We start from the raw sequence: 25,037 nt of genomic DNA on the forward strand, positions 1-25,037 counted from the left end.
GACCGCGTACCGTAATTGTGTGGCGAAGACGAAGACCCGCACTTCAGGTCGTGTCAGCAATCGGTTCTGGCGGCTGCTGGGCGCCAGCACCGATCGGGACCAGGCGCAGTCGATGGACCAGGTACGCGGTTCGGCCGAGTTCGACGAGAAAGCCTCCGCGCTCGACGACGAACAACTGCGCAAGGCCGCCGAACTGCTCAACCTCAGCGCGTTGGCCGACTCCAACGACATCCCGCAGTTCCTGGCGATCGCCCGGGAGGCCGCCGAGCGGACGACCGGGATGCGACCCTTCGACGTCCAGCTTCTTGGCGCGCTGCGGATGCTGGCCGGCGACGTGGTCGAGATGGCCACCGGCGAGGGTAAGACGCTCTCGGGTGCGATCGCCGCCGCCGGTTACGCGCTGGGCGGGCGACGCGTGCACGTCATCACCATCAACGACTACCTCGCCCGCCGCGACGCCGAATGGATGGGCCCGCTGCTGGAGGCGCTCGGCCTGACCGTCGGGTGGATCACCGAGAGCTCGACCCCCGACCAGCGCCGCGCCGCCTACACCTGCGACGTCACCTACGCCTCGGTCAACGAGATCGGCTTCGACGTGCTGCGCGACCAGTTGGTCACCGACGTCGCCGACCTGGTGTCGCCGAACCCCGACGTCGCGCTGATCGACGAGGCGGACTCGGTGCTCGTCGACGAGGCGCTGGTGCCGCTGGTGCTGGCCGGAACCTCGCACCGCGAGACGCCGAAGGTCGAGATCATCCGGATGGTCGGCGAGCTCACCCCCGGCGTCGACTACGACACCGACACCGACAACCGCAACGTGCACCTCACCGAGGTCGGCGCGCAGAAGATGGAAGCCCGGCTCGGCGGCATCGACCTGTACTCCGAGGAGCACGTCGCGACCACGCTGACCGAGATCAACGTCGCCCTGCACGCGCACGTGCTGCTGCAGCGCGACGTGCACTACATCGTCCGCGACGACGCCGTGCACCTGATCAACTCCTCCCGCGGCCGCATCGCCCAGCTGCAGCGCTGGCCCGACGGCCTGCAGGCCGCGGTCGAGGCCAAGGAGGGCATCGCGACCACCGAAACCGGCGAGGTGCTCGACACCATCACGGTGCAGGCGCTGATCAACCGCTACGACACGGTGTGCGGCATGACCGGCACCGCGCTGGCGGCCGGCGAACAGCTGCGCCAGTTCTACAAGCTCGGCGTCTCGCCGATCGAGCCGAACAAACCCAACATCCGCGAGGACGAGACCGACCGGGTGTACGTCACCGCGGCCGCCAAGACCGCGGCCATCGTCGAGCACATCAAGGCGGTCCACGAGACCAGGCAACCGGTGCTGGTCGGCACCCGCGACGTCGCCGAATCCGAAGAGCTGCACGCGAAACTGGTCAAGGCCGGTGTACCTGCGGTGGTGCTCAACGCCAAGAACGACGCCGAGGAGGCCGCGGTGATCGCCGAGGCCGGCAAGCTCGGCAGCGTCACCGTGTCCACCCAGATGGCCGGGCGCGGCACCGACATCCGGCTCGGCGGCTCCGACGAGTCCGACCACGATCAGGTCGCCGAACTCGGCGGCCTGCACGTCATCGGCACCGGCCGCCACCACACCGAACGCCTCGACAACCAGTTGCGCGGCCGCGCCGGGCGTCAGGGCGACCCCGGCTCGTCGGTGTTCTTCTCCAGCTGGGACGACGACGTCATCACCGCCCACCTGGATCCGAACAAGCTGCCGATGGAGACCGACGAGGACGGTCGCGTCGTCAGCCGCAAAGCGGCCAGCCTGCTCGACCACGCCCAGCGCATCGCCGAGGGCCGCATGCTCGACATCCACGCCACCAACTGGCGCTACAACCAGCTGATCGCCCAGCAGCGCGCGATCATCGTCGAACGCCGAGACACGTTGCTGCGCACCCCGACTGCGCGTGAGGAGCTGGCCGAGCTGGCGCCGAAACGCTACGAGGAGGTCGTCGAGCGGCTCGGCGAGGAGAAGCTGGAGACGATCTGCCGGCTGATCATGCTCTTTCACCTGGACCGGGGCTGGGCCGATCACCTCGCCTACCTCGCCGACATCCGCGAGAGCATCCACCTGCGGGCGCTGGGCAACCAGACACCGATCGACGAATTCCACCGGATGGCCGTCGACGCGTTCGCCTCGCTGGCCGCCGACGCCATCGAGGCCGCCCAGCAGACGTTCGAGACCGCACCCTCGATCGAGGACGAACCCGGCGTCGACCTGTCGAAGCTGGCGCGCCCGACGTCGACGTGGACGTACATGGTGCACGACAACCCACTCGCCGACGACTCGCTGTCGGCGCTGAGCCTGCCGGGCGTGTTCCGCTAGGTTGAGCCCATGACCGAGGCGCATGGCCGGGCGCCGTCGCCGCCGGCCCGCGACCGCGTGCTGACGGTGCCCAACGTGCTCAGCGCGTTGCGCCTGCTGCTGGTGCCGGTGTTTCTGTGGCTGCTGCTCGGTGTGCAGGCCCACGGTTGGGCGGTCGCGGTGCTGATGTTCAGCGGCTTCTCGGACTGGGCCGACGGCAAGATCGCCCGGCTGGTGGACAACCAGTCGTCGCGGCTCGGTGAGCTGCTCGACCCGCTGGTGGACCGGATCTACATGATCACGGTCCCGATCGCGCTGGCGATCCACGGGTCGGTGCCGTGGTGGATCGTGGTGACCCTGCTGGCCCGCGACGCCGTGCTGGCCGCGACGCTGCCGCTGCTGCGCGCCCGCGGGCTGACCGCGCTGCCGGTCACCTACATCGGCAAGGCCGCGACGTTCGCGCTGATGTCCGGGCTGCCGCTGATCCTGCTGGGGCAGTGGGACGCCACTTGGAGCCGGGTGGTGCTGGCCGTCGGCTGGGGTTTTCTGATCTGGGGCCTGGCGATGTACCTGTGGTCGGGGATCCTGTACCTGATCCAGGTCGCCATGGTGGTGCGGCGGCTGCCGAAGGTGCCGCGATGACGCAGAGCTTCCGTAAGACCCTTGGCGGCTACGACCCGCGGGCCGGCCGCAACGCCCACGAGGCCAACCGGCCGACGCTGATCCCGGTCCCGTCGCTGCTGCGCTCATTGCTGACCGAACATCTCGACCCCGGTTACGCGGCGGCCGCCGAAGCCCGCCGCGTCAACGAGGCCGCCGGGCGGGTGCGGCCGTGGTGGCAGGCGTGGGCGTGGCAGCTCGCGGGCGCGGCGCTGCTGGTCGCGGTGTTCGCGGTGGCGATGGCGCAGGCGCGGGCCACCGCGCCCGGTGTGCGGGAAACCCAGCAGGTGCTCGCCGACAGCGTGCGCACCGCCGAAACCGAGGCCACCGCGGCCACCGACCGCCGCGACGAACTGGCCGCCCAGGTCGACACCGAACGGCGCAGCCGCCTCGAGGGCGACGCCCGCGGTCAGCAATTGCTGCGCCAGCTCGACGAGGCCGGCTTCGCCGCCGCGGCCACCCCGGTGATCGGTCCGGGCCTGACGATCACGGTTACCGAGCCGGGCGCCTCGGCCAACCTCAGCGACGTGTCCAAGCAGCGGCTGCCGGGCAACCGGCAGGTGATCCTGGACCGCGACCTGCAACTGGTGGTCAACTGGCTGTGGGCCAGCGGGGCCGAGGCGGTGTCGGTCGGCGGCGTGCGGATCGGGCCCAATGTCACCATCCGCCAGGCGGGCGGCGGCATCCTGGTCGACAATCAACCCATCAGCAGCCCCTACCAGGTGCTGGCGGTCGGCCCGTCGCACACGATGCAAGACGTGTTCGATCGCAGCCCGGGACTGCAGCGGCTGCGCCTGCTGGAGGCGTCCTACGGGGTTGGGGTCAGCGTCAGCGCGGGTGACGCGGTGACCCTGCCCGCCGGCTCCGTGCGGGAGCTCAACTTCGCCGAACCGATTGGGCCGTAACGGAAAGATGACAACAGACACATGATCGGAATCGCCGCACTGGTCGTCGGCATCGTGCTCGGACTGGTATTTCAGCCCGATGTGCCGGAGTTCGTCCAGCCGTACCTGCCGATTGCGGTGGTGGCCGCGCTCGACGCCGTGTTCGGCGGGCTGCGGGCCTACCTGGAGCGGATCTTCGACTCGAAGGTGTTCGTGGTCTCGTTCGTGTTCAACGTGCTGGTGGCCGCGCTGATCGTCTACCTCGGCGACCAACTCGGGGTCGGCACCCAGTTGTCGACGGCGATCATCGTCGTACTGGGCATCCGGATCTTCGGTAACGCAGCCGCGTTGCGGCGCAGGCTGTTCGGCGCGTAGTCAGGGTCATCCGATGAGTGAACACACCGAGCGCGGCCGCCACGAAGCTCACGGCCGCCACGAGGCCCACGGCCGCCACGAGCTGCCGCCCGACCAGCCGGCGCCGGAGATCGGCGAGTTGCACGGCGGCGGCGTCGGCGGGGTGGCGCGGCGGGGCCGCACGCAGATCGTGTTCGGCGCGCTGGCGGTGCTGCTGTGTCTGCTGCTGGGGGTCGGGATCGTCACCCAGGTGCGCCAGAACGAATCCGGCGACAACCTCGAGAGCGCCCGCCCCGCCGACCTGTTGGTGCTGCTGGACTCGCTGCAGCAACGCGAAGCCGCGCTCAACACCGAAGTCGCCGACCTGCAACGCACCCTCGCCCAGCTGCAGGCCTCCGGCAGCAGCGACCAGACCGCGATCGAGAACGCCCAGGCCCGCCTCGCCGCATTGTCGATCCTGATCGGCACCGTGCCCGCGACCGGCCCGGGTGTCACGCTCACCATCACCGACGACGCGCCCGGCGTTCCGCCCGAAACGCTGCTCGACGTGATCAACGAGCTGCGCAACGCGGGCGCCGAAGCGATGGAGATCCGCGGCGGCACCGGCGACCAGCAGACCGCGGTGCGGGTCGGGGTCGACACCTGGGTGGCCGGCGACCCCGGCGCGCTGATGATCGACGACGTCACCGTCAAACCGCCGTATTCGGTTGTCGCCATTGGCGATCCGCCGACGCTGGCCGCCGCGATGACGATCCCGGGCGGTGCGATGGACAGCGTCGAGCGGGTCGGCGGCGCCATGACCGTGCAACAGTCCGAGCGGGTCGACGTGACCGCCTTGCGGCAACCGAAACAGCGCCAATACGCTCAGCCAGTCAAGTGAGCCAACTTCAGTCCACCTGAAAGCCCACCAGAGAAACCGCCGACGAACGAGGAGCGCCGTGAGCGAGATCCCAGCCGACCTGCAGTACACCGAAGAGCACGAATGGGTGCTGCGCACCGGCGACGACACCGTGCGCGTCGGGATCACCGACTACGCGCAGTCGGCGCTCGGTGACGTCGTGTTCGTCCAGCTACCCGACGTCGGCTCCGAGGTGACGGCGGGGGAATCGTTCGGCGAGGTGGAGTCGACCAAGTCGGTGTCGGACCTCTACGCGCCCCTCACCGCGAAAGTCGTTGCGGTCAACGGCGATCTGGAGGGCAACCCGCAGCTGGTCAACTCCGACCCGTACGGCGAGGGCTGGCTGGTGGAGCTGCAGGCCGACGCCGCGGCCCTGGAATCGGGGCTGTCCGGGTTGCTGGACGCCGAGGGCTACCGCCAGACGACGACCGAATGACGGGTTGTTAGGGTTTTGCAGACCGGACGCCAACTAGGGCGGATCCGGCGGTGGTGGGCACAACCACGCTCACCGCGCGGTACGGTCGACATCAGACGCGGTATCGCCACAGCAGCCAGTTAGGAGCAGCGGGTGACGGAAAACGACCAGAACTCTGGAGCCGACCAGACGTCTGACGAAGTCACCGTGGAAACGACTTCGGTCTTCCGCGCCGACTTCCTCAACGAGCTGGACGCTCCGGCGGCGGCAGGTACCGAAGGCGCCGTCTCCGGCGTCGAGGGCCTCCCGGTCGGCTCGGCGCTGCTCGTGGTCAAACGCGGACCCAACGCGGGTTCGCGCTTCCTGCTCGACCAGCCGACCACGTCGGCCGGCCGGCACCCCGACAGCGACATCTTCCTCGACGACGTCACCGTCAGCCGCCGCCACGCGGAGTTCCGGCTGGAAACCGGCGAGTTCCAGGTCGTCGACGTCGGCAGCCTCAACGGCACCTACGTCAACCGGGAACCGGTGGACTCCGCGGTGCTGGCCAACGGCGACGAGGTGCAGATCGGCAAGTTCCGCCTGGTGTTCCTGACCGGCCCCAAGAGCGACGACAGCGGTCCAGGCAGCTAGTAGTGACAGCCCCCGACACTCCCGCTCTCACTGGGATGTCGATCGGAGCGGTCCTCGATCTGCTGCGACCGGACTTCCCGGACGTGACCATTTCCAAGATCCGGTTCTTGGAGTCCGAAGGCCTGGTCACCCCTGAGCGCACGGCGTCGGGTTACCGGCGGTTCACCGCCTACGACTGCGCGCGGCTGCGGTTCATCCTGACCGCGCAGCGCGACCAGTACCTGCCGTTGAAGGTGATCAAGGCGCAGCTCGACGCGCAGCCCGACGGCGAACTGCCGGCCAGCGGATCCGGTTACGGGGTACCGCGTTTGGTTCCGGTCGGCGCAGACGATCAGCCCGGCCACGAGGTGGCGGCGGTCGCGCCGACGCAGGTGCGGCTCTCGCGCGAGGACCTGCTCGCCCGCTCCGGTGTGCCCGAGGAACTACTCAACGCGCTGGTGAAGGCCGGAGTCATCACCACCGGACCGGGCGGGTTTTTCGACGAGCACTCCGTGGTGATCGCGCAGTGCGCGCGCGCCCTGGCCGACTACGGCGTGGAGCCGCGGCACCTGCGGGCGTTCCGTTCGGCGGCCGATCGGCAGTCCGACCTGATCGCGCAGATCGCCGGCCCGGTGGTCAAGGCCGGTAAGGCCGGCGCCCGCGACCGCGCCGACGACCTGGCCCGCGAGGTGGCGGCGTTGGCGATCACCCTGCACACGTCGCTGATCAAGTCGGCTGTGCGCGACGTACTGGATCGCTGAGGATTAGACTCGAAATGGTGACTTTCAGGCTGGCTTCATCGGTGCGGAGGGCAGACACATATGGGTGAGGTTCGTGTGGTCGGCATTCGCGTGGAGCAGCCTCAGAATCAGCCGGTCCTGCTGCTGAGGGAATCCAACGGCGACCGATACCTGCCGATCTGGATCGGCCAGTCCGAGGCCGCCGCGATCGCCCTCGAACAGCAGGGGGTCGAACCGGCGCGTCCGCTCACCCATGATCTGATCCGAGATGTCATTGCCGCGCTTGGTCATTCGCTCAAAGAGGTGCGCATCGTCGATCTGCAGGAAGGCACCTTCTACGCCGACCTGATCTTCGACCGCGACATCAAGGTCTCGGCGCGGCCGTCGGACTCGGTGGCGATCGCGCTGCGCGTCGGGGTGCCGATCTACGTCGAGGAGGCGGTGCTGGCCGAGGCCGGGCTGATCATCCCCGACGAGAACGACGACGAGGCCACCGGCGCGGTACGCGAGGACGAGGTGGAGAAGTTCAAGGAGTTCCTCGACAGCGTCTCGCCCGACGATTTCAAGGCGACCTGAGCGTCGCCTGCCCGTTTGTCACGGATCCGTCTCGTCGGCCTCGACACGCGGGGCGGGTTTTCAGCAACCCCCATCCGGGCAGCCATACTTTGGTGGCCGGACCACTGATGAGCAGTCGAAGGCTCGGCGAGAAGCGTATGCTCGACACACTCGGGCTCGGCACATGTGCGCCCAGCAGCTCACAGTTGCGGGTTCGATCGGCGAGAGGAATCTAGAAGTGGGAGACACGCCACGTCAGGAGCAGCTGGATCTCACTGCGGCGAGCGGTCCCGCTGATCCGGATCTGACGGCGACGGACGCCACCGCAGAGCCCGTGCAAGCCGGGCTCTTCCCCGACAACTCCGTGCCCGACGAACTGGTCGGCTACCGCGGTCCCAGCGCCTGCCAGATCGCCGGTATCACCTACCGCCAGCTGGACTACTGGGCGCGCACCTCACTGGTGGTGCCGTCGATCCGCAGCGCGGCCGGCTCGGGCAGCCAGCGGCTGTACTCGTTCAAGGACATCCTGGTCCTCAAAATCGTCAAACGCCTGCTCGACACCGGGATCTCGCTGCACAACATCCGCGTCGCCGTCGACCATCTGCGCCAGCGCGGGGTGCGGGATCTGGCCAACATCACGCTGTTCTCCGACGGCACCACGGTCTACGAGTGCACCTCCGCCGAAGAGGTCGTCGACCTGCTGCAGGGCGGCCAGGGCGTGTTCGGCATCGCGGTGTCCGGCGCCATGCGCGAACTGACCGGTGCGATCGCCGACTTCCCCGGTGAGCGCGCCGACGGCGGCGAGTCGATCGCCACCCCCGAGGACGAGTTGGCGTCGCGGCGCAAGCACCGCGACCGCAAGATCGGCTGACACGCCCAGCCGCACGTCGCGCTGAGTGCGACCCCGCGCGGGTCCGCCGGTAGAATCGGCCACGCATCGCACTTGTGCGGGAGAGTTTCGTGGCGGCCAGTCACGGACGCCGAAGGAGCAACACCTCTCCGTCAACCTCTCAGGCACCCCGGACCGCACAAGACCCCGATGCCTCTGGAAAGCGGTGAGCACTCTCACCCGCCCATGGGGAAAGGCGCGTCGCACCGGTGCGGCCGCCGAATCTCTCAGGCACCCGCACCGGGTCGACGACAGAGGGGGAGGAACCAGCGGTTTCTGCCCTGACGCGTCTGGAGTCCGAGTGTTCGACCACCACCAGCCCAACTTCGCCGACCGCCACATCGGCCCGGACGCCGACGCGGTCGCGGTCATGCTCAAGACGATCGGCGTCGGTTCCCTCGACGAACTCGCCGAAAAGGCGCTGCCCGCGGGCATCCTCGACGCGCTGTCGCCCGACTGCGTCGCACCCGGGCTCGATCAGCTGCCCCCGGCGGCCTCCGAGCACGACGCGCTGACCGAACTGCGCGCGCTCGCCGACACCAACACCGTCGCGGTGTCGATGATCGGGCAGGGCTACTTCGACACGCTCACCCCGCCGGTGCTGCTGCGCAACATCATGGAGAACCCGGCCTGGTACACCGCCTACACGCCGTATCAGCCGGAGATCAGCCAGGGCCGGCTCGAGGCGCTGCTGAACTTCCAGACCATGGTCACCGACCTGACCGGCCTCGAGGTCGCCAACGCCTCCATGCTCGACGAGGGCACCGCCGCCGCCGAGGCGATGACCTTGATGCAGCGGGCGGTGAAGGGAAACCGGTCTGCCCGACTGGCAGTTGATGCCGACATCTACCCGCAGACCGCCGCGGTGCTCGCCACCCGCGCCGAACCGCTCGGCATCGAGATCGTCACCGCCGACCTCACCGCGGGCCTGCCCGACGGCGACTTCTTCGGCGTCATCACCCAGCTGCCCGGCGCCGGCGGTGCCGTCGTCGACTGGAGCGACCTCGTCGCGCAGGCACACGAGCGCGGCGCCCTGGTCGCGGTCGGCGCCGACCTGCTCGCGATGACGCTGCTGACCCCGCCCGGCGAGATCGGCGCCGACGTGGCGTTCGGCAGCACGCAGAGATTCGGTGTGCCAATGGGATTCGGCGGCCCGCACGCGGGCTATCTGGCCGTGCACGCCAAGCACGCCCGGCAGCTGCCCGGCCGCCTGGTCGGGGTGTCGCTGGACGCCGACGGCGCCCCGGCGTACCGGCTGGCGCTGCAGACCCGCGAACAGCACATCCGTCGCGACAAGGCGACCAGCAACATCTGCACCGCCCAGGTGCTGCTGGCGGTGATGGCCGCGATGTACGCCAGCTACCACGGCGCCGACGGCCTGACCGGCATCGCCGAGCGGGTGCACGGTTGCGCGCGGGCGATCGCGGCCGGGCTGACCGCGGCCGGGGTGCAGGTCGTGCACCGCGCGTTCTTCGACACCGTGCTGGCCCGGGTGCCGGGCCGGGCGGCGACGGTGCGCGACGCGGCCAGGGAGCGCGGGATCAACGTCTGGCTGGTCGACGACGACCACGTGTCGGTGTCCTGTGACGAGGCGACCACCGCCGCGCATGTCGAGGCGGTGCTGGCGGCGTTCTCGGCGGCGCCGGTCGATTCGGATTTCGACGGCCCCCGCATCTCGACGCGCACCTCGGAGTTCCTGACCCATCCGGCGTTCACCCGCTACCGCACCGAAACCGAGATGATGCGGTACCTGCGGTCGCTGGCCGACAAGGACGTCGCGTTGGACCGCAGCATGATTCCGCTCGGGTCGTGCACGATGAAGCTGAACGCGGCCGCCGAGATGGAGCCGATCACGTGGCCCGAGTTCGGCCGCCAGCACCCGTTCGCGCCGTCGTCGGACACCCCGGGCCTGCGCAAGCTGATCGCCGACCTTCAGACATGGCTGACCGGTATCACCGGTTACGACGCGGTGTCGCTGCAACCCAACGCGGGGTCGCAGGGCGAGTACGCGGGTCTGCTGGCGATCCAGGCGTATCACGCCGAGCGTGGCGAGCCCGGCCGCGACGTGTGCCTGATCCCGTCGAGCGCGCACGGCACCAACGCGGCGTCGGCGGCGCTGGCCGGGATGCGGGTCGTGGTCGTGGGTTGCCGGGAGAACGGTGACGTCGATCTCGACGACCTGCGGGCCAAGGTGAGCGAGCACGCCGAGCGGCTGTCGGCGTTGATGATCACCTACCCGTCCACGCACGGGGTGTACGAGCACGACATCGCCGACATCTGCGCGGCCGTGCACGACGTCGGCGGTCAGGTCTACGTGGACGGCGCGAACCTCAACGCGCTCGTCGGCCTGGCCCGGCCCGGCCGGTTCGGCGGCGACGTCAGCCACCTCAACCTGCACAAGACGTTCTGCATCCCACACGGCGGCGGCGGGCCCGGGGTCGGCCCGGTCGCGGTGCGCGCACACCTGGCGAAGTACCTGCCGGGCCACCCGCTGGCCGGCGAGCTCTCCGACGAGCGCACGGTCTCGGCGGCGCCCTACGGTTCGGCGTCGATCCTGCCGATCACCTGGGCCTACATCCGGATGATGGGCGCCGGCGGGTTGCGGGCGGCGTCGCTGACGGCGATCGCGTCGGCCAACTACATCGCCCGCCGGCTCGACGAGTACTACCCGGTGCTCTACACCGGCGAGAACGGCATGGTCGCCCACGAGTGCATCCTCGACCTGCGGACCATCACCAAGCAGACCGGCGTCACCGTCGACGATGTGGCGAAGCGGTTGGCGGACTACGGTTTCCACGCGCCGACGATGAGCTTCCCGGTCGCGGGCACGCTGATGGTGGAGCCGACCGAGAGCGAGAGTATCGCCGAGGTCGACGCGTTTTGCGAAGCGATGATCGCGATCCGCGCTGAGATCGACAAGGTCGGCGACGGTACCTGGCCCGCCGAGGACAACCCGTTGCGCAACGCGCCGCACACCGCCGAGTGCCTGCTGGTCGACGACTGGAATCACCCGTACACCCGCGAGCAGGCGGCCTATCCGCTGGGCAAGAACTACCGGCCGAAGGTGTGGCCGCCGGTGCGCCGCATCGACGGTGCGTACGGCGACCGTAACCTGGTGTGCTCCTGCCCGCCGGTTGAGGCCTTCGCCTGACAGGCTTCTTCAGGACGAGCCCCGCCGAGTGTGGGGTCGACGCACGCTCGGCGGCCAAATCGCGTGCGGGTAACCCACGTTCGGCGCGAAGATCAGCCGATGAAGTCGGCGATCGCGCCGGTCAACTCCGGTGAGTCCGAGGTGGCCAGGTTCTGGTAGCGGCCGCCGGTGATCTCGGCGACGGCCTCCCAGGTGGCGCGGTCGGCGTCGGGACCGAAGTCGATCACGTTGACCGCCACCGGCCTGGCCTCGTCGAACGCACCGCGCACGTACTGCTGCAGCCCGTCGCCGTCGAGGCTCCGGTCGGTGTGCGGGCCGGTGGTGATCACCAGGATCGAGTTCGGCTGCCCCGGACGGTAATTGGCCATCGCCTCGGTGTAGACCAGCCGCAGCGTGGTGAACGACACCGCACCGCCGCCGGAAGCCGTCTGCCCGTCGAGCACCGACGTGAGCGCCTCCGACCGCGGCCGGCCGTTGACCTGGTCGGTCAGCGGTCCGGTGCTGATCTCGGATCGGCCAGCGGTGCCGTCGAACGTCCACAAGCCGACCGCCGCCGAGGGGGGCAGCGCCTGCAGCCGGGCGTTGAGCGCCGCGACGACGTTGGCCAGCCGGCTGCGGCCGCCCTCGTCGGCGGGCATCGACTGGTCGAGCATGATCGTCACCGCCGGGTTGGCCGCCGGCGCGGTCAGCGCGCTGGCCAGCTGCGCCCGCAGCTCACCGTCGCCGACCGACAGCGGCGCCGGCACCGGCGCGAAGTCGGTGACGTCGCTCTGCGGCGGCGCGACTCCTTCGACGCGGAACCCGGCGTTGGCCAGTTCGGCCAGCTGTTCGGGTTTACGCATGAACCGGGCGAACTCGCTGGCCGCGGTCTTCTGTTCCTGCGACAGCCCCTCACTGGACACCAGCACGGTCGGGTAGTCCGCCGTCGGCGTCGGCCCGGGCGGCAGCCACGACGCCAGTTGCCCGGCGTCAGCCCCCTGGGCGCCCCGCTGGAACAGCTGCTGCTCGGTGGTGACGACGGCGTGCACCGGGGCCGCCGCCGGATCGGGCGCGTTCAGCAGCGCGTCCATCGCGGTGGCGGCCTTCTTGTCGGGAAGCTCGGGTTGCCCGGCCACCAGTGTGTTGACCGCGCCGGTGCCGTCGGCGGCCGAGCGGCCCGCCGGGGCCGACGCGGCGGCCACCGCTTCGGCGGCCAGATAGGACGCATCGCTGTCACCGCTCATCGGCAGCGCGAGCCGCAGCGACCCCCACCCCGGTAGGTTCAGCGCCTCCAGTGACGTCGGGTTGGTCTGCAGGGCCGGCAGTGTCGACCAGTTCTGTTGCGCCATCGCGTTCTTCAGCTGCGGTCGCATGGCAAGCAGCACCGGGGAGGTCACCAGGGACCGGCTGTCGATCACCGTCTCGGCGCCGGTCGACGCCTCGAGGCGGGCGGCGGAGACCGAGCTGCCCGGAATCCACAGCGCCGGTCGTTCACCGAGTTCGCCCGGCCACTGACCGACGAACCCGTTGACCACCTGATCGGATTCGGCGGGGGTGACGCCGATCTTGACGCAGCGGTCGCCGACCGGTGCGGCGGTGTCGTTGTACTGCTGGGCCAGCGTCTGAATCGGCGCGGCGATGTTCGGGTCGGCGACCACCGCGACGGTCAGATCGCCGTCAACGCACCGGGCGGCGTCGGCGTCGCTGCGGCTGGACAGCGCGTCACCGACGAAGCGCCACACGATCACCGCGCCGACCACGACAACCACCGCGACCAGCGCGGCGATCACGCCGACGCTCACGCCACGCCGGCCCGCGGTCACCGCGCGGTGGCTGCCGGTCCATTCACCGCCCTCCCACTCGCCGCTGTGCTGCGGACCCGAGCGCGGCGGCACCCGGGGCGGGGGAGTGACGCCGCCGGGTTGCGGCTCGCCGACCTCGGGTGGCTCGTCCCCGTACTCGTCAGAGGCGCCGTAGTCGTCCGGGTCGCCGTAATCGTCCGGGTCGCTGTAGTCGCCGACGTCGGGATAGTCGCCGTAGTCCGGGCCGTCGGGTTCCGGGTCGTCGAACTGCCGGCGCCCGGGAGCGTCCGACCCGCCGAAGTGACCGAAGCGCTCGGTCGCGGATTCGTCGTGCTGACCGCCGAGATCCGACCCCGCCGAGTCCTGGGGTTCGTCCTCGGGGTCCGGTTTACTGTGCCTGCCCACTTCCGCCCTTACTCGCGACGCCGACCGGTCACCGGATCACGCACCCCCGTTGGCAGCCTTATATTCACGCCGGCGGCGGTGCAGGATCGGTTCGGTGTAGCCGTTGGGTTGTTCGGCGCCGGACAGGATCAGCTCCTGCGCGGCCTGAAACGCGATGTTGTGGTCCGGATCCGTTGCCATCGGCCGGAATTCGGGATCCTTCTCGTTCTGCTGGTCGACAACCGAGGCCATCCGCTTGAGACTGGCCACCACGTCGTCGGGGGTGATCACCCCGTGGCGCAGCCAGTTCGCCAGCAGCTGGCTCGAAATACGTAGCGTGGCACGGTCTTCCATCAACGCGATGTTGTGGATGTCGGGCACCTTCGAGCAGCCGACACCGGCATCGATCCAGCGCACCACGTATCCGAGGATCGACTGGCAGTTGTTGTCGACCTCTTCGCGGATCTCCTCAGGCGCCCAGGCCAGTTCCTTGGCCAGCGGGACAGTCAGCAGTTGCTCGATGCTGGCGCGCCGCTTGCCTTCCAGTTCCTTGTGCACCGCGTACACATCCACCTCGTGGTAGTGCATCGCGTGCAGGGTGGCCGCCGTCGGGGACGGCACCCACGCGGTCGTCGCACCCGCCTTGGGCTGTCCGATCTTCTGCTCGACCATGTCGGCCATCAGGTCGGTCATCGCCCACATGCCCTTGCCGATCTGGGCGCGCCCGGAGAAGCCCGTCGCCAGACCGATGTCGACGTTCTGGTCCTCGTAGGCCTTGATCCAGTCGGTGCCCTTCATCGCACCCTTGCGGATCATCGGCCCGGCTTCCATCGAGGTGTGGATCTCGTCGCCGGTGCGGTCCAGGAACCCGGTGTTGATGAACACGACGCGGTCGGCGGCGGCCTTGATGCAGGCCTTGAGGTTGACGGTGGTGCGCCGCTCCTCGTCCATGATGCCGACCTTGAGCGTGTTGGCCGGCAGGCCGAGCACGTCCTCGACGCGGCTGAACAGCTCGACGGTGAAGGCGACCTCTTCGGGGCCGTGCATCTTCGGCTTGACGATGTAGACCGACCCGGTGCGGCTGTTGACCAGGGGACCGTTGCCGTCCCCGGACTTCAGGCCGTGTATCGCGGCCAGGCTGGTGAACAGCGCGTCCTGGATGCCCTCGAAAACCTCGACCTCGTTGCCGTTGCCGTCGGTTCTGACGATCGCGTCGTTGGTCATCAGGTGGCCGACGTTGCGCACGAACAGCAGGCTGCGCCCGGGCAGGGTCAGCTCGCTAGGCCCGTCAGGGCCCGGATTCGGCCGAGTGTAGGTGCGGTCCTCGTTGAGCCGGCGGGTGAAGGTCTTGCCGCCCTTGGTCACCTCTTCGGTGAGGTCGCCGCGGTTGAGGCCGAGCCAGTTGCGGTAGCCGAGCACCTTGTCCTCGGCGTCGACGGCGGCCACGGAGTCCTCGAAGTCCATGATCGTGGTGATCGCCGACTCCAGCACGACGTCCTTGATGCCCGCGGCGTCGGTCGACCCGACGGGCGACTCGGGGTCGACGAGGATCTCGGTGTGCAGGCCGTTGGTGCGCAACAGCACCGACCACTGCGGTGAACCGAGCTCGCCGGAGTAGCCGACGAACTGCTCGGGGGCCGCGAGTCCGACCGAGTTGCCGTCGCCGACGTCGACGAGCAACTGGCCGTCGTCGATGCGCAGACCCGTCGCGTCGCTCCAGGAGCCGGCGGCCAGCGGTGCGGAGGTGTCGAGGAACCGGCGGGCGTAGGCGATGACCTTGTCGCCGCGGACCTTGTTGTAGCTCGAACCCTTCTCGGCGCCGTCGTCTTCGGAGATGACGTCGGTGCCGTAGAGCGCGTCGTACAGCGAGCCCCAGCGGGCGTTGGCGGCGTTGAGCGCGAACCGGGCGTTGAGGATCGGCACCACGAGCTGCGGGCCGGCGGTGGTGGTGATCTCGTCGTCGACGCCGGTGGTGCCGATGGTGAAATCGTCCGGTTCGGGCTGCAGGTAACCGATCTCGGTGAGGAAGGCCTTGTACGCCTCGGCATCCAGCGGCTCGATGACCCGCTGCCGGTGCCACTTGTCGATGCGGGCCTGGATGTCGTCGCGCTTGGCCAGCAGCTCCTCGTTCTTCGGCGTGAGGTCGGCGACGACCTTGTCCACACCGGACCAGAACGTGTCGGGATCGATGTCGGTGCCCGGCAACGCCTCGTCGTTGATGAAGTCGTACAACACCTGGGCCACGCGCAGGTTACCCACCGTCACGCGATCGGTCATCATTCCTCCCTTGGACTGTCGATCCAGCTTACCCAGCGGTAACCGGCCCTAGTCGCGAGCGGTTGACCGGTCGTCGCGGCCCGCCGCCAGCAGCAGCCGCTCGCACCGATCGGCGAGCTCGGACCGCAACGGGGCGGCCCGATCCGCGATCGTTTGCTGCACGCGGACGTACTCGGCGCGACCGGCCGGTGTCTCGATAGCGATCGGGCCGAATCCGTATTCGCGGAGATCATAGGGGCTGGCCCGCATGTCGAGTTCACGGGCATCAGCGGCCAGCGCCAGGCAGTCCATCACGAGACCGGATTCCAGCAGCGGCCCGAGTTTGAACGACCACTTGTAGAGATCCATCGCGGCGTGCAGGCACCCCGGTTGTTCGGTGTCGACCTGGCCCTGCCGCGACAACCGTTCGGTGTTGCGCCGGGCGGCCGGCTCGGTGAAGAACCGGAACGCGTCGAAGTGGCTGCAGCGCAACGGCATCGACTCGACGACGGCGTCGGTGCCTGCGGTCCCGAGGCGCAGCGGCACGCCGTCGTGGCGCGGGGTTGCGGTGCGGTAGACCATCGCCCATTCGTGCAGGCCGAAACAGTTCAGCCGCATCGGCCGGCCGGCCGTGGCGCGCAGCAACCGCGCGATGAACGCGACCGTGTCCAGCCGCGACAGCAGGTAGTCGCGTGACACCGTGACCCCGTCACTGCCGGCCTCGTAGCCCGCCCGGTCCAGATACTGCCGGGCCGGGTCACCGGCGAGCGCCACCCCGTAGCCGGGATGCCAGACCCGCAACTGGCGGGGCCGCAAGCTGTAATACGTGAACAGGAAGTCCCACACCGGGTGTTTCTGGCCGGCCCGGGCGCGTCGGCGGTGTGGCGCACAGAACTCGTCGACGCGGATGTGATGTTCGCGCTCACGGTGCAGCCAGTCCGCGGGATCCAGCACCGACCGGGTTGCGACCGCGACCTCAGACACGGTGGGTCCCGTCGCGCACGGTGCCGACCAGGTCCTCGACCAGGTCCTCCAGCGCGACCATCGCCTCGACGGTGCCGTCGGCGCCGGTGACCAGCGCCAGGTGGCTGTTGGTGCGCCGCAGCCGCGACAGCGCGTCGGGCAGCGGCAGCGATGCGGGCACCAGCGGCAGCGGGCGCACCATCGACAGGTCGAGCACGGCGTCCGGGTCGTCGACGAACGCCAGCACGTCCTTGATGTGCAGGTAACCCAGGTAGGTGCCCGACGCGTCGGTGATCGGGAAGCGTGAGTAACCGGTTTCGGTCAACGCCTCCTCGATCGCGCCGACCGTCGGCCCGGCGCCGTCGCCGGCCACCTGCACGGCCCGGATGTCGCGCAGCGGGAACGCGACGTCCTTGACCGCGCGGTCGCGGATCTGCAGGGCCCGGGTGACGCGGCTGTGCTCCTCGGGGTCGAGCAGACCTTCCGACAGCGATTCGGCGATCATCTCCGACAGCTCGACCGTGGAGACCGCGACGTCGAGTTCGTCCTTGGGCTCGACCCGGAACAGCCGCAGCGTGGCGTTCGCGCACCAGTTGTAGAACGCGATCAGCGGGCGGGCCACCCGGATCCAGACCAGGTACGGCGGGATCAGCAGCATCGCCGCCGATTCCGGCCCGGCGATCGCGATGTTCTTCGGCACCATCTCGCCGAGCAGCACGTGCAGCACGACCACGATGACCAACGCCACCACGAACGAGACCGAGTGCAGCACCGCATCGGAGATGCCCAGCGCCCCGAACGGTTTCTCCAGCAGGTGCGCGACGGCGGGTTCGCCGACGCGGCCCAGCAGGATCGAGCAGATCGTGATGCCCAGCTGCGCGCCCGCCAGCATCAGCGACAGGTGCTCACCGGCGCGGATCACCGTCACCGCCCGTTTCTTGCCCTGTTCGGCCAGCGCCTGCAGCCGGTCGCGGCGCGCAGAAATCAGCGCGAACTCCGAGCCCACGAAGAACGCGTTGACCGCGAGCAGCACGACGGTCAGCACCACGCCCAGGAAGTCACCCATCGGCGCGCCCCTCGTCTCGGCGGCGGCCCAGTTCGGTCAGCGCGAGCGTGTCGATGCGGCGGCCGTCCATCCGCAGCACGGTGGCCAGCCAGCGGTTCGGGCCCCCCTCGACCGCCCCGTCCGGGTCGAACGCCTCGAGTTCGATCGTTTCGCCTTCTTCGGGGATGTGGCCGAGCTTCTCGAGCACCAGGCCGCCGATCGTCTCGTAGTCGCCCTCGGGGGCGCGGAACGGGGTGGCGCCGGCGACCTCGTCGATGCGCAGCAGCCCCGAGATCTGCCAGCCGCGCCCGGCGGGCACCACGTCGGGCGACTCGTCGTCGTGCTCGTCGCGGACGTCGCCGACGATCTCCTCGATCAGGTCCTCGACGGTGACCATGCCTGCGGTGCCGCCGTATTCGTCGACGACCAGGGCGGTCTGCAGGCCGTTGGCACGGATCTGGGTCATCACCGCGTCGCCGTCCAGCGTGGAGGGCACCCGCGCGACGGGCAGGGCCAGCGATGCCAGCCGGGTGGTCGCGCGCTTGTCGGTGGGCACCTCGAAGACCTGCTTGACGTGCGCGATCCCGATGGTCTCGTCGAGGTCGCCGCGGATGATCGGGAAACGGGAGTAGCCGGTGCGGATGGCCGCGGTCACCAGGTCGGCGACGGTGTCCTCGGCGTCGAGCGACTCGATCTTCTGCCGCGGGGTCATCAGCTCCTCGGCGGAGCGGTCGCCGAACCGCAGCGACCGGTCGACCAGCAGCGCGGTGACCGGGTCGAGCGAGCCGCTGCGCGCCGAGCTGCGCACCAGCGACACCAGCTCCTGCGGGGAGCGCGCCGAGCGCAGCTCCTCGGCGGGTTCGATGCCCAGCCGGCGCAGGATCATGTTCGCGGTGCCGTTGGTCATCCGGATCAGCGGGGTGAACAGCGCCGAGAACACCAGCTGGGGGCCCGCCGACCAGCGGGCGGTCGGCAGCGGCCGCGCCACCGCGAGGTTTTTGGGCACCAGTTCGCCGAAGACCATGGACAGCGAGGTGGCGATGAGGATGGCCAGCACCAGCGCGATCCCGCTCGAATACTGCGCGGGCAGGCCGATCGCGTCCAGGCCCGGCCGGATCAGCCGGGCGACGACCGGTTCGGCGAGGAACCCGGTGGCCAGCGTGGTGATCGAGATGCCGACCTGGGCGCCGGACAGCTGGAACGACAGCGTGCGGTGCGCGCGGCGGACCAGCTGGTCACGGCGGCCGCCGGAGCGGGCGTTGGCTTCGACGGTGCTGCGTTCCAGCGCGGTGAGCGAGAACTCGGCGGCCACGAAAACCGCGGTGCCCGCGGTGAGCAGCACGATCGCCAGCAGCGACAGCACGGAGGTCGCGACGGTCATCGGATCGCCGTCGCATGGAGGCCGGGCCCGGAGCCCGGCCGTCTAGAGGAGGGCTCGGCGTCGGGAGGTTCGGGCCGCTCGGCCCGGAAGGGCCCTTCAGACTCGGCCCGAAAGGGTCCTTCAGGCTGAGCCCGGGAGAGCCCTTCAGGCCGGGCCTCGACGGGTGCCAACGGCACGGGGACCCTTTCGCGTAGGAGACGACTTGCGGAAGACCATGGTAACGGGTGCTGCAGTGCGGGAGGGACTACCAGCCCGTGGGCAGCGGATGGCCCTCGGCGAAGCCGGCGGCCGACTGCACCCCGAGCACGACCTTGTCGTGGAGTTCGGACAGCGTGGCGGCCCCGACGTAGGTGCATGTGCTGCGCACCCCGGAGGTGATGTGGTCGAGGAGGTCCTCGACACCTCCGCGCGACGGGTCCAGGCCCATGCGCGACGTCGAGATGCCCTCCTCGAACAGTCCCTTGCGGGCACGGTCGAACGCGCCGTCACCCGCGGTGCGGGCTGCGACCGCGCGTTTGGAGGCCATCCCGTAGCTCTCCTTGTACGGCTGGTTGTCGCGGTCGCGCATCAGGTCGCCGGGCGATTCGTAGGTGCCGGCGAACCAGGAGCCGATCATCACGTTCGCCGCGCCCGCCGCCAGCGCGAGCGCGACGTCGCGGGGGTGCCGGATCCCGCCGTCGGCCCACACGTGGCCGCCGAGTTGTCTTGCGGCCGCGGCACATTCGACGACGGCTGAGAACTGGGGCCGCCCGACGCCGGTCATCATCCGGGTGGTGCACATGGCGCCGGGCCCGACGCCGACCTTCACGATCGAGGCGCCGGCGGTGATCAGGTCGCGGGTGCCTTCGGCGGACACCACGTTGCCCGCGGCCAGCGGTAGCCCGAGGTCGAGTGAGGACACCGCCTTGATCGCGTCGAGCATCTTGAGCTGGTGGCCGTGCGCGGTGTCGATCACCAGCAGGTCGACTCCGGCTTCGGCGAGGCTGCGCGCCTTGGCGCCGACGTCGCCGTTGATGCCGACCGCGGCGGCGATGCGCAGCCGGCCCGCGTCGTCGACGGCGGGGGAGTAGATGCCGGCCCGGACCGCACCGGTGCGGGTCAGCACACCGGCCAGCGTGCCGTCGGGCCCGGTCAGCACGGCCACATCGACGAGCGCGTGTTCGAGCAGGTCGAAGACCTTGCGGGGATCGGTTCCGACCGGGGCGGTGACGAAGTCGGAGATCGCGACGTCGCGGACCCGGGTGAAGCGGTCGACGCCGACGCAGTTGGCCTCGGTGACCAGGCCGATGGGCCGGTTCTCGAACACCACGACAGCCGCGCCGTGGGCGCGCTTGTTGATCAGCGCCGCGGCGTCGGAGACCGAGTCGTCGGGCGACAGCGTGACCGGGGTGTCGACCACCAGGTCGCGGCTCTTGACGAAGTCCACCGTCTCCTTGACCGCCGAGGCCGGAAGGTCTTGGGGCAGAACGACGATGCCGCCGCGACGCGCGATCGTCTCGGCCATCCGGCGACCCGCCACGGCGGTCATGTTGGCCACCACCACCGGGATCGTGGTGCCCGAGCCGTCGGACGTCGACAGATCGACGTCCATCCGCGACTGCACATCGGAGCGGCCGGGGACGATGAAGACGTCGTTGTAGGTCAGGTCGTAAGCGGGCTGGTGCCCGTCAAGAAATCGCATCGCTCACGAGTGTAGTGCGCCCACTTACCCGCGTGAGCAGACGCAAAGTGCACCAAAACGCCGCCGGTCACTTTGCGTTCCCAGCCTTCGGCGTGGCCCCGGCTCGCAAGGGAAACTCAGGCCTCGACCTCACTGCGGTCGCCGCTCCACAGGGTGTGGAACCGCTTGGCCGGGTCGGTGTCGATGCGGCCGTAGGTGTGCGCGCCGAAGTAGTCGCGCAGCCCCTGGGTCAGCGCCGCGGGCAGCCGCTCCTGGCGCAGCCCGTCGTAGTACGACAGCGCCGAGGCGAAGCCGGGGATCGGGATGCCGAGCTCGGTGGCCTTGACCACGACACGGCGCCAGCTGTCGATGGCGTTCTCGATCGCGTTGCGGAAGTACGGGTCGACGATCAGTGTCGGCAGGTCGGCGTTGTTGTCGAAGGCCTCGGTGATCCGGTTGAGGAACTTGGCCCGGATGATGCAGCCGCCGCGCCAGATCCTGGCCATGTCGCCGGGGGTGATGTTCCAGTTGTATTCGGCGCTGCCGGCCTGGATCTGGTTGAAGCCCTGCGCGTAGGCGATGATCTTCGACGCGTACAGCGCCTGGCGGATGTCCTCGACGAATTGTGCTGCGTCGGAGGGCTTGTCGCCCAGCGTTCCGGACGCCAGCCCGGTGGTGGCCTTGCGCTGGGCCACCGAACCCGACAGCGCCCGCGCGAACACCGCCTCGGCGATCCCGGTCACCGGCACACCGAGGTCGAGCGCCGACTTCACGGTCCAGCGGCCGGTGCCCTTCTGCTCGGCCTCGTCGAGGATCAGGTCGACGAGCGGCTGCCCGGTCTTGGCGTCGGTCTGGCGCAGCACCTTGGCGGTGATCTCGACCAGGAAGCTGTCCAGGTCGCCGCTGTTCCACTCGTCGAAGACGTCGGCGATCTCGCCCGCGGTCTTGCCCAGCCCGTCGCGCAGCAGCTGGTAGGCCTCGCCGATGAGCTGCATGTCGGAGTACTCGATGCCGTTGTGCACCATCTTCACGAAGTGGCCTGCGCCGTCGGGCCCGATGTGGGTGCAGCACGGGACGCCGTCGACGTGCGCGGAGATCTCCTCGAGCAGCGGGCCGAGCGACTGGTACGACTCAGCCGGCCCGCCCGGCATGATCGACGGCCCGTTGAGCGCGCCTTCCTCACCGCCGGAGATGCCGGCGCCGACGAAGTGCAGGCCCCGCTCGCGCATGGCCTTCTCCCGGCGGATGGTGTCGGTGTAGAGCGCGTTGCCGCCGTCGATGATGATGTCGCCTTGTTCCATCGCGTCGGCGAGTTCGTTGATCACCGCGTCGGTCGGGTCGCCGGCCTTGACCATGATCAGCACCCGGCGCGGCTTCTCCAGCGCGTCGAGGAACTCGGCGATCGTCTCGCTGCGCACGAACTTGCCTTCGGAACCGTGCTGTTCGAGCAGCGCATCGGTCTTGGCGATGGAGCGGTTGTGCAGGGCGACGGTGTAGCCGTGCCGGGCGAAGTTGCGCGCGATGTTCGATCCCATCACTGCCAGGCCGGTGACCCCGATCTGAGCGGTACCGGTGGTCGGGGCAGATGCGTCAGAGCTCATTCGGGCAGCCTCTCGTTGTTTTGTTGTGGGGGTGTTGTCGTGGGTAACGCTTGGCCGGGGGTGACTTCGTCCCTAGCCGGCGAACAGCCGCTGCAGTTCGGTCAACCAGGGCAGCGCGACGGCGTAGGTCGGGACCACCAGCACCGCCGCGGCCGCCGTGTACGCCGCGGCCGACAGCGCCAGGCTGTTGCCCGCCCCGCCGAGGCGGCGCACCCGCTGCACGGTCGTCGGACCGCCGACGGCCAGGGCGCCCGACGGTGCGTGACCGTCGGCGCAGGCGACCAGCGCGCGGGCCAGGGGAGTGCGGCCGGCGGCGCGCACCGCGGCGTCGTCGGCGAGCATTTCGATCAGCAACTTCACCGCGCCCAGCGCGCTGGCGCTGCGCACGAACCGCGGGAACGCGGCGTGCACGGCGGTGAACATCTCGAGCACCAGGTCGTGGCGGGCGCGCAGGTGGGCGCGTTCGTGCGACAGGATCGCCGCGATCTCGTTGTCGGCCAGCGTGGTCAGCGTGCCCTGGCTGACCACGACGCGGCTGCGCACCCCGGGCAGGCAGTAGGCCAGCGGCTGGGCGACGTCGAGAATCCGCAGCCCGACGCCCGAGTGGGCGAGATGGCGGGTCTTCTGATTCGTGCCGACGAGGTCGACGACCATGCGGTGGTGGGCGCGGCGGCGCCGGGTGGCGATCGCGACCTGCAGCACCGCGGCGATCAACCGCGCGCCGATGACCAGGGTCAGCGCGAAGACCACCACGTAGCCGATCCACAGCGGCCAACCGAGCACGGCGATCTCACTGGTGATGGTGGCCGTCGGCCTGCCGTCCGGTCCGGGCGCGAAAAGCCTGCTGGCGATGGCGATTCCAGCCGAGAACGCCGACAGCACGGCGGCCATGGCGATCGCCTGCCAGAGCACGATCGCGGCCCGCGGAGCGCGCGTCGGCCACGACGCCCGCGCCAGCACCGCAGGCACTGGTCCGGACAGGACCAGCGCCAGAATGGTGAAGGCCAGCGCGGACACGCTGTCAGTGTCTCTCAGCCGGTGCCCGGATTACCAGCGGGCGACCAAATGTGGTCCTTGCTCTCCAGTTCGGCGAGCGCGCGGCGCAGGGCGGCGGCCTCGTCGGCGCCGACGCGCTCGACGAAGTGCACCAGCGCGGCCTCGCGGCTGCCGGAGTCGGCGGCCTGGTCGAGAGCATCGACCATCAGGCCCGCGACGAGTTCGTCGCGGCCGTGGGTGGGGGCGTATCGGTGAGCGCGGTCGTCGCGGTGCTGAACCACGAGGTTCTTCTTCGCCAACCGCTGCAGCACGGTCATGATCGTCGTGTAGGCCAGGTCGCGGTGTGCGGCCAGCGCCTCGTGGACCTGACGCACGGTTTGGGGCTCGCGCGTCGACCACAGGTGGTCCATCACCGCGCGTTCCAGCTCCCCGAGACGCGTCAACTTCGCCATGCTCGTTCCATCTCCTAGAGGCTGTCGTTCCAGCGTACTACGGGTTTACTACCGTGCGTCGTATCCCGCACGCCGGACCGCGTGCGATGGGCGGTGACCGGCGCATTCTTCGCCTCTCACCGCGCATTCCACCGGTCCTGTGAGTCGGCTCACAGGGTCTGGCCCCTGCGATCTCGGTAGCTATAGTAAGCCTAACCTAAGTCGCGAACGGGAGGTCCCATGACGGTTCTGGTCGACGACCCGCTGATCGCCAGCATGGCAATCAGCCGGGCGCTGCCGCTGCACGAATCCAGCAGACGGCTGCGCGAGCTGTACCCCGAGTGTCCGCGGGTGTACGGCGTCGCCGTGATGGGCGATCTGTCGCGGCGCCGGTGGTGGCCGTTGGCCGAAGCGCTCACCGGGAACCGCCTCGAGGCCATGTACGACCTGGCCGCCCAGGAGACCGACAGCCGCGCCGCGGTGGCCCAGCAGTTGGCCGCCACCCTCGCCCATGTGGTGATCGGCCGGGTCATCCCGCTCGTCGTGCTGGAGGGCCGGGCGTGGGACACCGGTTCGGAGAACCTGTGGGTGCACGTGGACTCCGAGGGCGCGATCGACTGGGTCGGCGTCGTGGATCCGACAGTGCGGGCGCTGCCCGACGATCCCTATTTCGACGGCCGACCCTCGCACCTGGGCCGCACGACGCGCGACGGCATCGTCGCGCTGCCCAGCGAGGCCGCGCTGACCACCTGGGTGGCCCACCGCAGCCACCGCACGCTGGCGCCGCTGTTCGCCAACCTCGCCGAGATCAGCGACGGCGCCATGTCGGTGGCCGCGATGTGGCACGTCGTCGGCGGTGCGGTGGTCAGCGCCGCCACGCAGGTGCCGCTGCTCGCCGGCTCCAGCGAGTTGACCAGCATGCGTCGCGGCCAGTTGGTGCTCGACGCATTGGTCAGCTTCGGGCTGCCGGTGCGCGGCACGTCGCGGGCAACCGCAGGGAAGGTCTTGTGTAATTAGGCAAGCCTTGCCTATGCTGATTCTTGTTCGACCAACGGACC

The 25,037-nt window shown here is 69.7% G+C and carries 21 protein-coding genes and 1 riboswitch; of the genes, 12 read left to right on the forward strand and 9 right to left on the reverse strand.

The genetic code is table 11. The features are described from left to right. Positions 1-19: 19 nt before the first annotated feature. The 11 genes from secA2 to gcvP all read left to right on the forward strand — a co-directional run bounded on the left by secA2 (position 20) and on the right by gcvP (position 11,481). On the forward strand, positions 20-2,344 hold the full coding sequence (gene secA2, locus BHQ18_RS26280) for an accessory Sec system translocase SecA2 (protein WP_069416593.1): 2,325 nt from the start codon (positions 20-22) through the stop codon (positions 2,342-2,344). Positions 2,345-2,353: 9 nt separating this feature from the next. After that, complete coding sequence (locus BHQ18_RS26285) at positions 2,354-2,965, forward strand: CDP-alcohol phosphatidyltransferase family protein (protein ID WP_069416594.1); 612 nt, start codon at positions 2,354-2,356, stop codon at positions 2,963-2,965. Beyond that, entirely contained in the window at positions 2,962-3,888 is a 927-nt protein-coding gene (locus BHQ18_RS26290; RefSeq protein WP_069416595.1) for a DUF881 domain-containing protein, read from the forward strand. The genes BHQ18_RS26285 and BHQ18_RS26290 overlap by 4 nt, the downstream gene beginning before the upstream one ends. Positions 3,889-3,909: 21 nt before the next feature. Beyond that, positions 3,910-4,242 (forward strand): small basic family protein, encoded by a 333-nt coding sequence (locus BHQ18_RS26295; RefSeq protein ID WP_069416596.1) that lies wholly within the window; start codon positions 3,910-3,912, stop codon positions 4,240-4,242. A 13-nt stretch (positions 4,243-4,255) separates the two neighbouring features. Then, complete coding sequence (locus BHQ18_RS26300) at positions 4,256-5,101, forward strand: DUF881 domain-containing protein (protein WP_069416597.1); 846 nt, start codon at positions 4,256-4,258, stop codon at positions 5,099-5,101. Between the two features lie 58 nt (positions 5,102-5,159). After that, on the forward strand, positions 5,160-5,555 hold the full coding sequence (gene gcvH / locus BHQ18_RS26305; protein WP_069416598.1) for a glycine cleavage system protein GcvH: 396 nt from the start codon (positions 5,160-5,162) through the stop codon (positions 5,553-5,555). A 132-nt stretch (positions 5,556-5,687) separates the two neighbouring features. Beyond that, complete coding sequence (garA, locus tag BHQ18_RS26310) at positions 5,688-6,167, forward strand: glycogen accumulation regulator GarA (protein WP_069416599.1); 480 nt, start codon at positions 5,688-5,690, stop codon at positions 6,165-6,167. A 2-nt stretch (positions 6,168-6,169) separates the two neighbouring features. Then, positions 6,170-6,907 (forward strand): transcriptional regulator FtsR, encoded by a 738-nt coding sequence (gene ftsR / locus BHQ18_RS26315; RefSeq protein WP_205866195.1) that lies wholly within the window; start codon positions 6,170-6,172, stop codon positions 6,905-6,907. Positions 6,908-6,967: 60 nt separating this feature from the next. Next, positions 6,968-7,462 carry a bifunctional nuclease family protein gene (locus BHQ18_RS26320; RefSeq protein WP_069416601.1) on the forward strand — a complete coding sequence of 165 codons (495 nt, stop codon included), beginning with the start codon at positions 6,968-6,970 and terminating at the stop codon, positions 7,460-7,462. A gap of 217 nt (positions 7,463-7,679) precedes the next feature. Continuing rightward, positions 7,680-8,312 (forward strand): MerR family transcriptional regulator, encoded by a 633-nt coding sequence (locus tag BHQ18_RS26325; RefSeq protein WP_069416602.1) that lies wholly within the window; start codon positions 7,680-7,682, stop codon positions 8,310-8,312. A gap of 67 nt (positions 8,313-8,379) precedes the next feature. Beyond that, a riboswitch (glycine riboswitch) is annotated at positions 8,380-8,478 on the forward strand. A 153-nt stretch (positions 8,479-8,631) separates the two neighbouring features. Beyond that, positions 8,632-11,481, forward strand: a complete 2,850-nt coding sequence (gene gcvP, locus BHQ18_RS26330) for an aminomethyl-transferring glycine dehydrogenase (protein WP_069416603.1) — start codon at positions 8,632-8,634, stop codon at positions 11,479-11,481. Between the two features lie 92 nt (positions 11,482-11,573). Here gcvP and BHQ18_RS26335 read toward each other — a convergent pair whose 3' ends face one another. From BHQ18_RS26335 to BHQ18_RS26375, 9 genes are all read right to left on the reverse strand, one after another. Beyond that, positions 11,574-13,667, reverse strand: coding sequence for a vWA domain-containing protein (locus BHQ18_RS26335; RefSeq protein ID WP_069416604.1), 2,094 nt, complete (start codon positions 13,665-13,667; stop codon positions 11,574-11,576). Positions 13,668-13,703: 36 nt separating this feature from the next. Beyond that, the gene (locus BHQ18_RS26340; protein ID WP_069416634.1) at positions 13,704-15,923 is read right to left on the reverse strand and encodes a malate synthase G; all 2,220 of its coding nucleotides are present in this window, start codon (positions 15,921-15,923) and stop codon (positions 13,704-13,706) included. Between the two features lie 48 nt (positions 15,924-15,971). Beyond that, positions 15,972-16,886: a polysaccharide deacetylase family protein gene (locus BHQ18_RS26345; RefSeq protein WP_234794325.1), complete on the reverse strand. Its 915-nt coding sequence runs from the start codon at positions 16,884-16,886 to the stop codon at positions 15,972-15,974. Then, the gene (locus BHQ18_RS26350; protein WP_069416605.1) at positions 16,879-17,931 is read right to left on the reverse strand and encodes a hemolysin family protein; all 1,053 of its coding nucleotides are present in this window, start codon (positions 17,929-17,931) and stop codon (positions 16,879-16,881) included. The genes BHQ18_RS26345 and BHQ18_RS26350 overlap by 8 nt, the downstream gene beginning before the upstream one ends. Next, the gene (locus BHQ18_RS26355; protein WP_069416606.1) at positions 17,924-19,291 is read right to left on the reverse strand and encodes a hemolysin family protein; all 1,368 of its coding nucleotides are present in this window, start codon (positions 19,289-19,291) and stop codon (positions 17,924-17,926) included. Before BHQ18_RS26355 ends, BHQ18_RS26350 begins: the two co-directional genes overlap by 8 nt. 244 nt (positions 19,292-19,535) lie before the next feature. Next, on the reverse strand, positions 19,536-20,972 hold the full coding sequence (locus tag BHQ18_RS26360) for a GuaB1 family IMP dehydrogenase-related protein (RefSeq protein WP_069416607.1): 1,437 nt from the start codon (positions 20,970-20,972) through the stop codon (positions 19,536-19,538). A gap of 116 nt (positions 20,973-21,088) precedes the next feature. Beyond that, positions 21,089-22,552, reverse strand: coding sequence for an NADP-dependent phosphogluconate dehydrogenase (gene gndA / locus BHQ18_RS26365; protein WP_069416608.1), 1,464 nt, complete (start codon positions 22,550-22,552; stop codon positions 21,089-21,091). 72 nt (positions 22,553-22,624) lie between these two features. Then, positions 22,625-23,569 (reverse strand): M56 family metallopeptidase, encoded by a 945-nt coding sequence (locus BHQ18_RS26370; RefSeq protein WP_069416609.1) that lies wholly within the window; start codon positions 23,567-23,569, stop codon positions 22,625-22,627. Positions 23,570-23,583: 14 nt separating this feature from the next. Further along, positions 23,584-24,000, reverse strand: a complete 417-nt coding sequence (locus tag BHQ18_RS26375) for a BlaI/MecI/CopY family transcriptional regulator (RefSeq protein WP_069416610.1) — start codon at positions 23,998-24,000, stop codon at positions 23,584-23,586. A gap of 219 nt (positions 24,001-24,219) precedes the next feature. Between BHQ18_RS26375 and BHQ18_RS26380 the strand changes: the two genes are divergently transcribed. Further along, the gene (locus BHQ18_RS26380) at positions 24,220-24,996 is read left to right on the forward strand and encodes an iron reductase (RefSeq protein WP_069416611.1); all 777 of its coding nucleotides are present in this window, start codon (positions 24,220-24,222) and stop codon (positions 24,994-24,996) included. Positions 24,997-25,037 lie beyond the last annotated feature (41 nt).

It is taken from the genome of Mycolicibacterium flavescens, from assembly GCF_001722335.1.
In the GTDB taxonomy this organism is placed as follows: Bacteria; Actinomycetota; Actinomycetes; order Mycobacteriales; family Mycobacteriaceae; genus Mycobacterium; species Mycobacterium flavescens.

Coding starts and splice junctions, on each gene's coding strand:
- BHQ18_RS26285 (WP_069416594.1), top strand. CDS start 2,354: ATGACCGAGGCGCATGGCCGGGCGCCGTCGCCGCCGGCCCGCGACCGC.
- BHQ18_RS26290 (WP_069416595.1), top strand. CDS start 2,962: ATGACGCAGAGCTTCCGTAAGACCCTTGGCGGCTACGACCCGCGGGCC.
- BHQ18_RS26295 (WP_069416596.1), top strand. CDS start 3,910: ATGATCGGAATCGCCGCACTGGTCGTCGGCATCGTGCTCGGACTGGTA.
- BHQ18_RS26300 (WP_069416597.1), top strand. CDS start 4,256: ATGAGTGAACACACCGAGCGCGGCCGCCACGAAGCTCACGGCCGCCAC.
- BHQ18_RS26320 (WP_069416601.1), top strand. CDS start 6,968: ATGGGTGAGGTTCGTGTGGTCGGCATTCGCGTGGAGCAGCCTCAGAAT.
- BHQ18_RS26340 (WP_069416634.1), bottom strand. CDS start 15,923: ATGACCGATCGCGTGACGGTGGGTAACCTGCGCGTGGCCCAGGTGTTG.
- BHQ18_RS26350 (WP_069416605.1), bottom strand. CDS start 17,931: ATGGGTGACTTCCTGGGCGTGGTGCTGACCGTCGTGCTGCTCGCGGTC.
- BHQ18_RS26355 (WP_069416606.1), bottom strand. CDS start 19,291: ATGACCGTCGCGACCTCCGTGCTGTCGCTGCTGGCGATCGTGCTGCTC.
- BHQ18_RS26360 (WP_069416607.1), bottom strand. CDS start 20,972: ATGCGATTTCTTGACGGGCACCAGCCCGCTTACGACCTGACCTACAAC.
- gndA (WP_069416608.1), bottom strand. CDS start 22,552: ATGAGCTCTGACGCATCTGCCCCGACCACCGGTACCGCTCAGATCGGG.
- BHQ18_RS26375 (WP_069416610.1), bottom strand. CDS start 24,000: ATGGCGAAGTTGACGCGTCTCGGGGAGCTGGAACGCGCGGTGATGGAC.
- BHQ18_RS26380 (WP_069416611.1), top strand. CDS start 24,220: ATGACGGTTCTGGTCGACGACCCGCTGATCGCCAGCATGGCAATCAGC.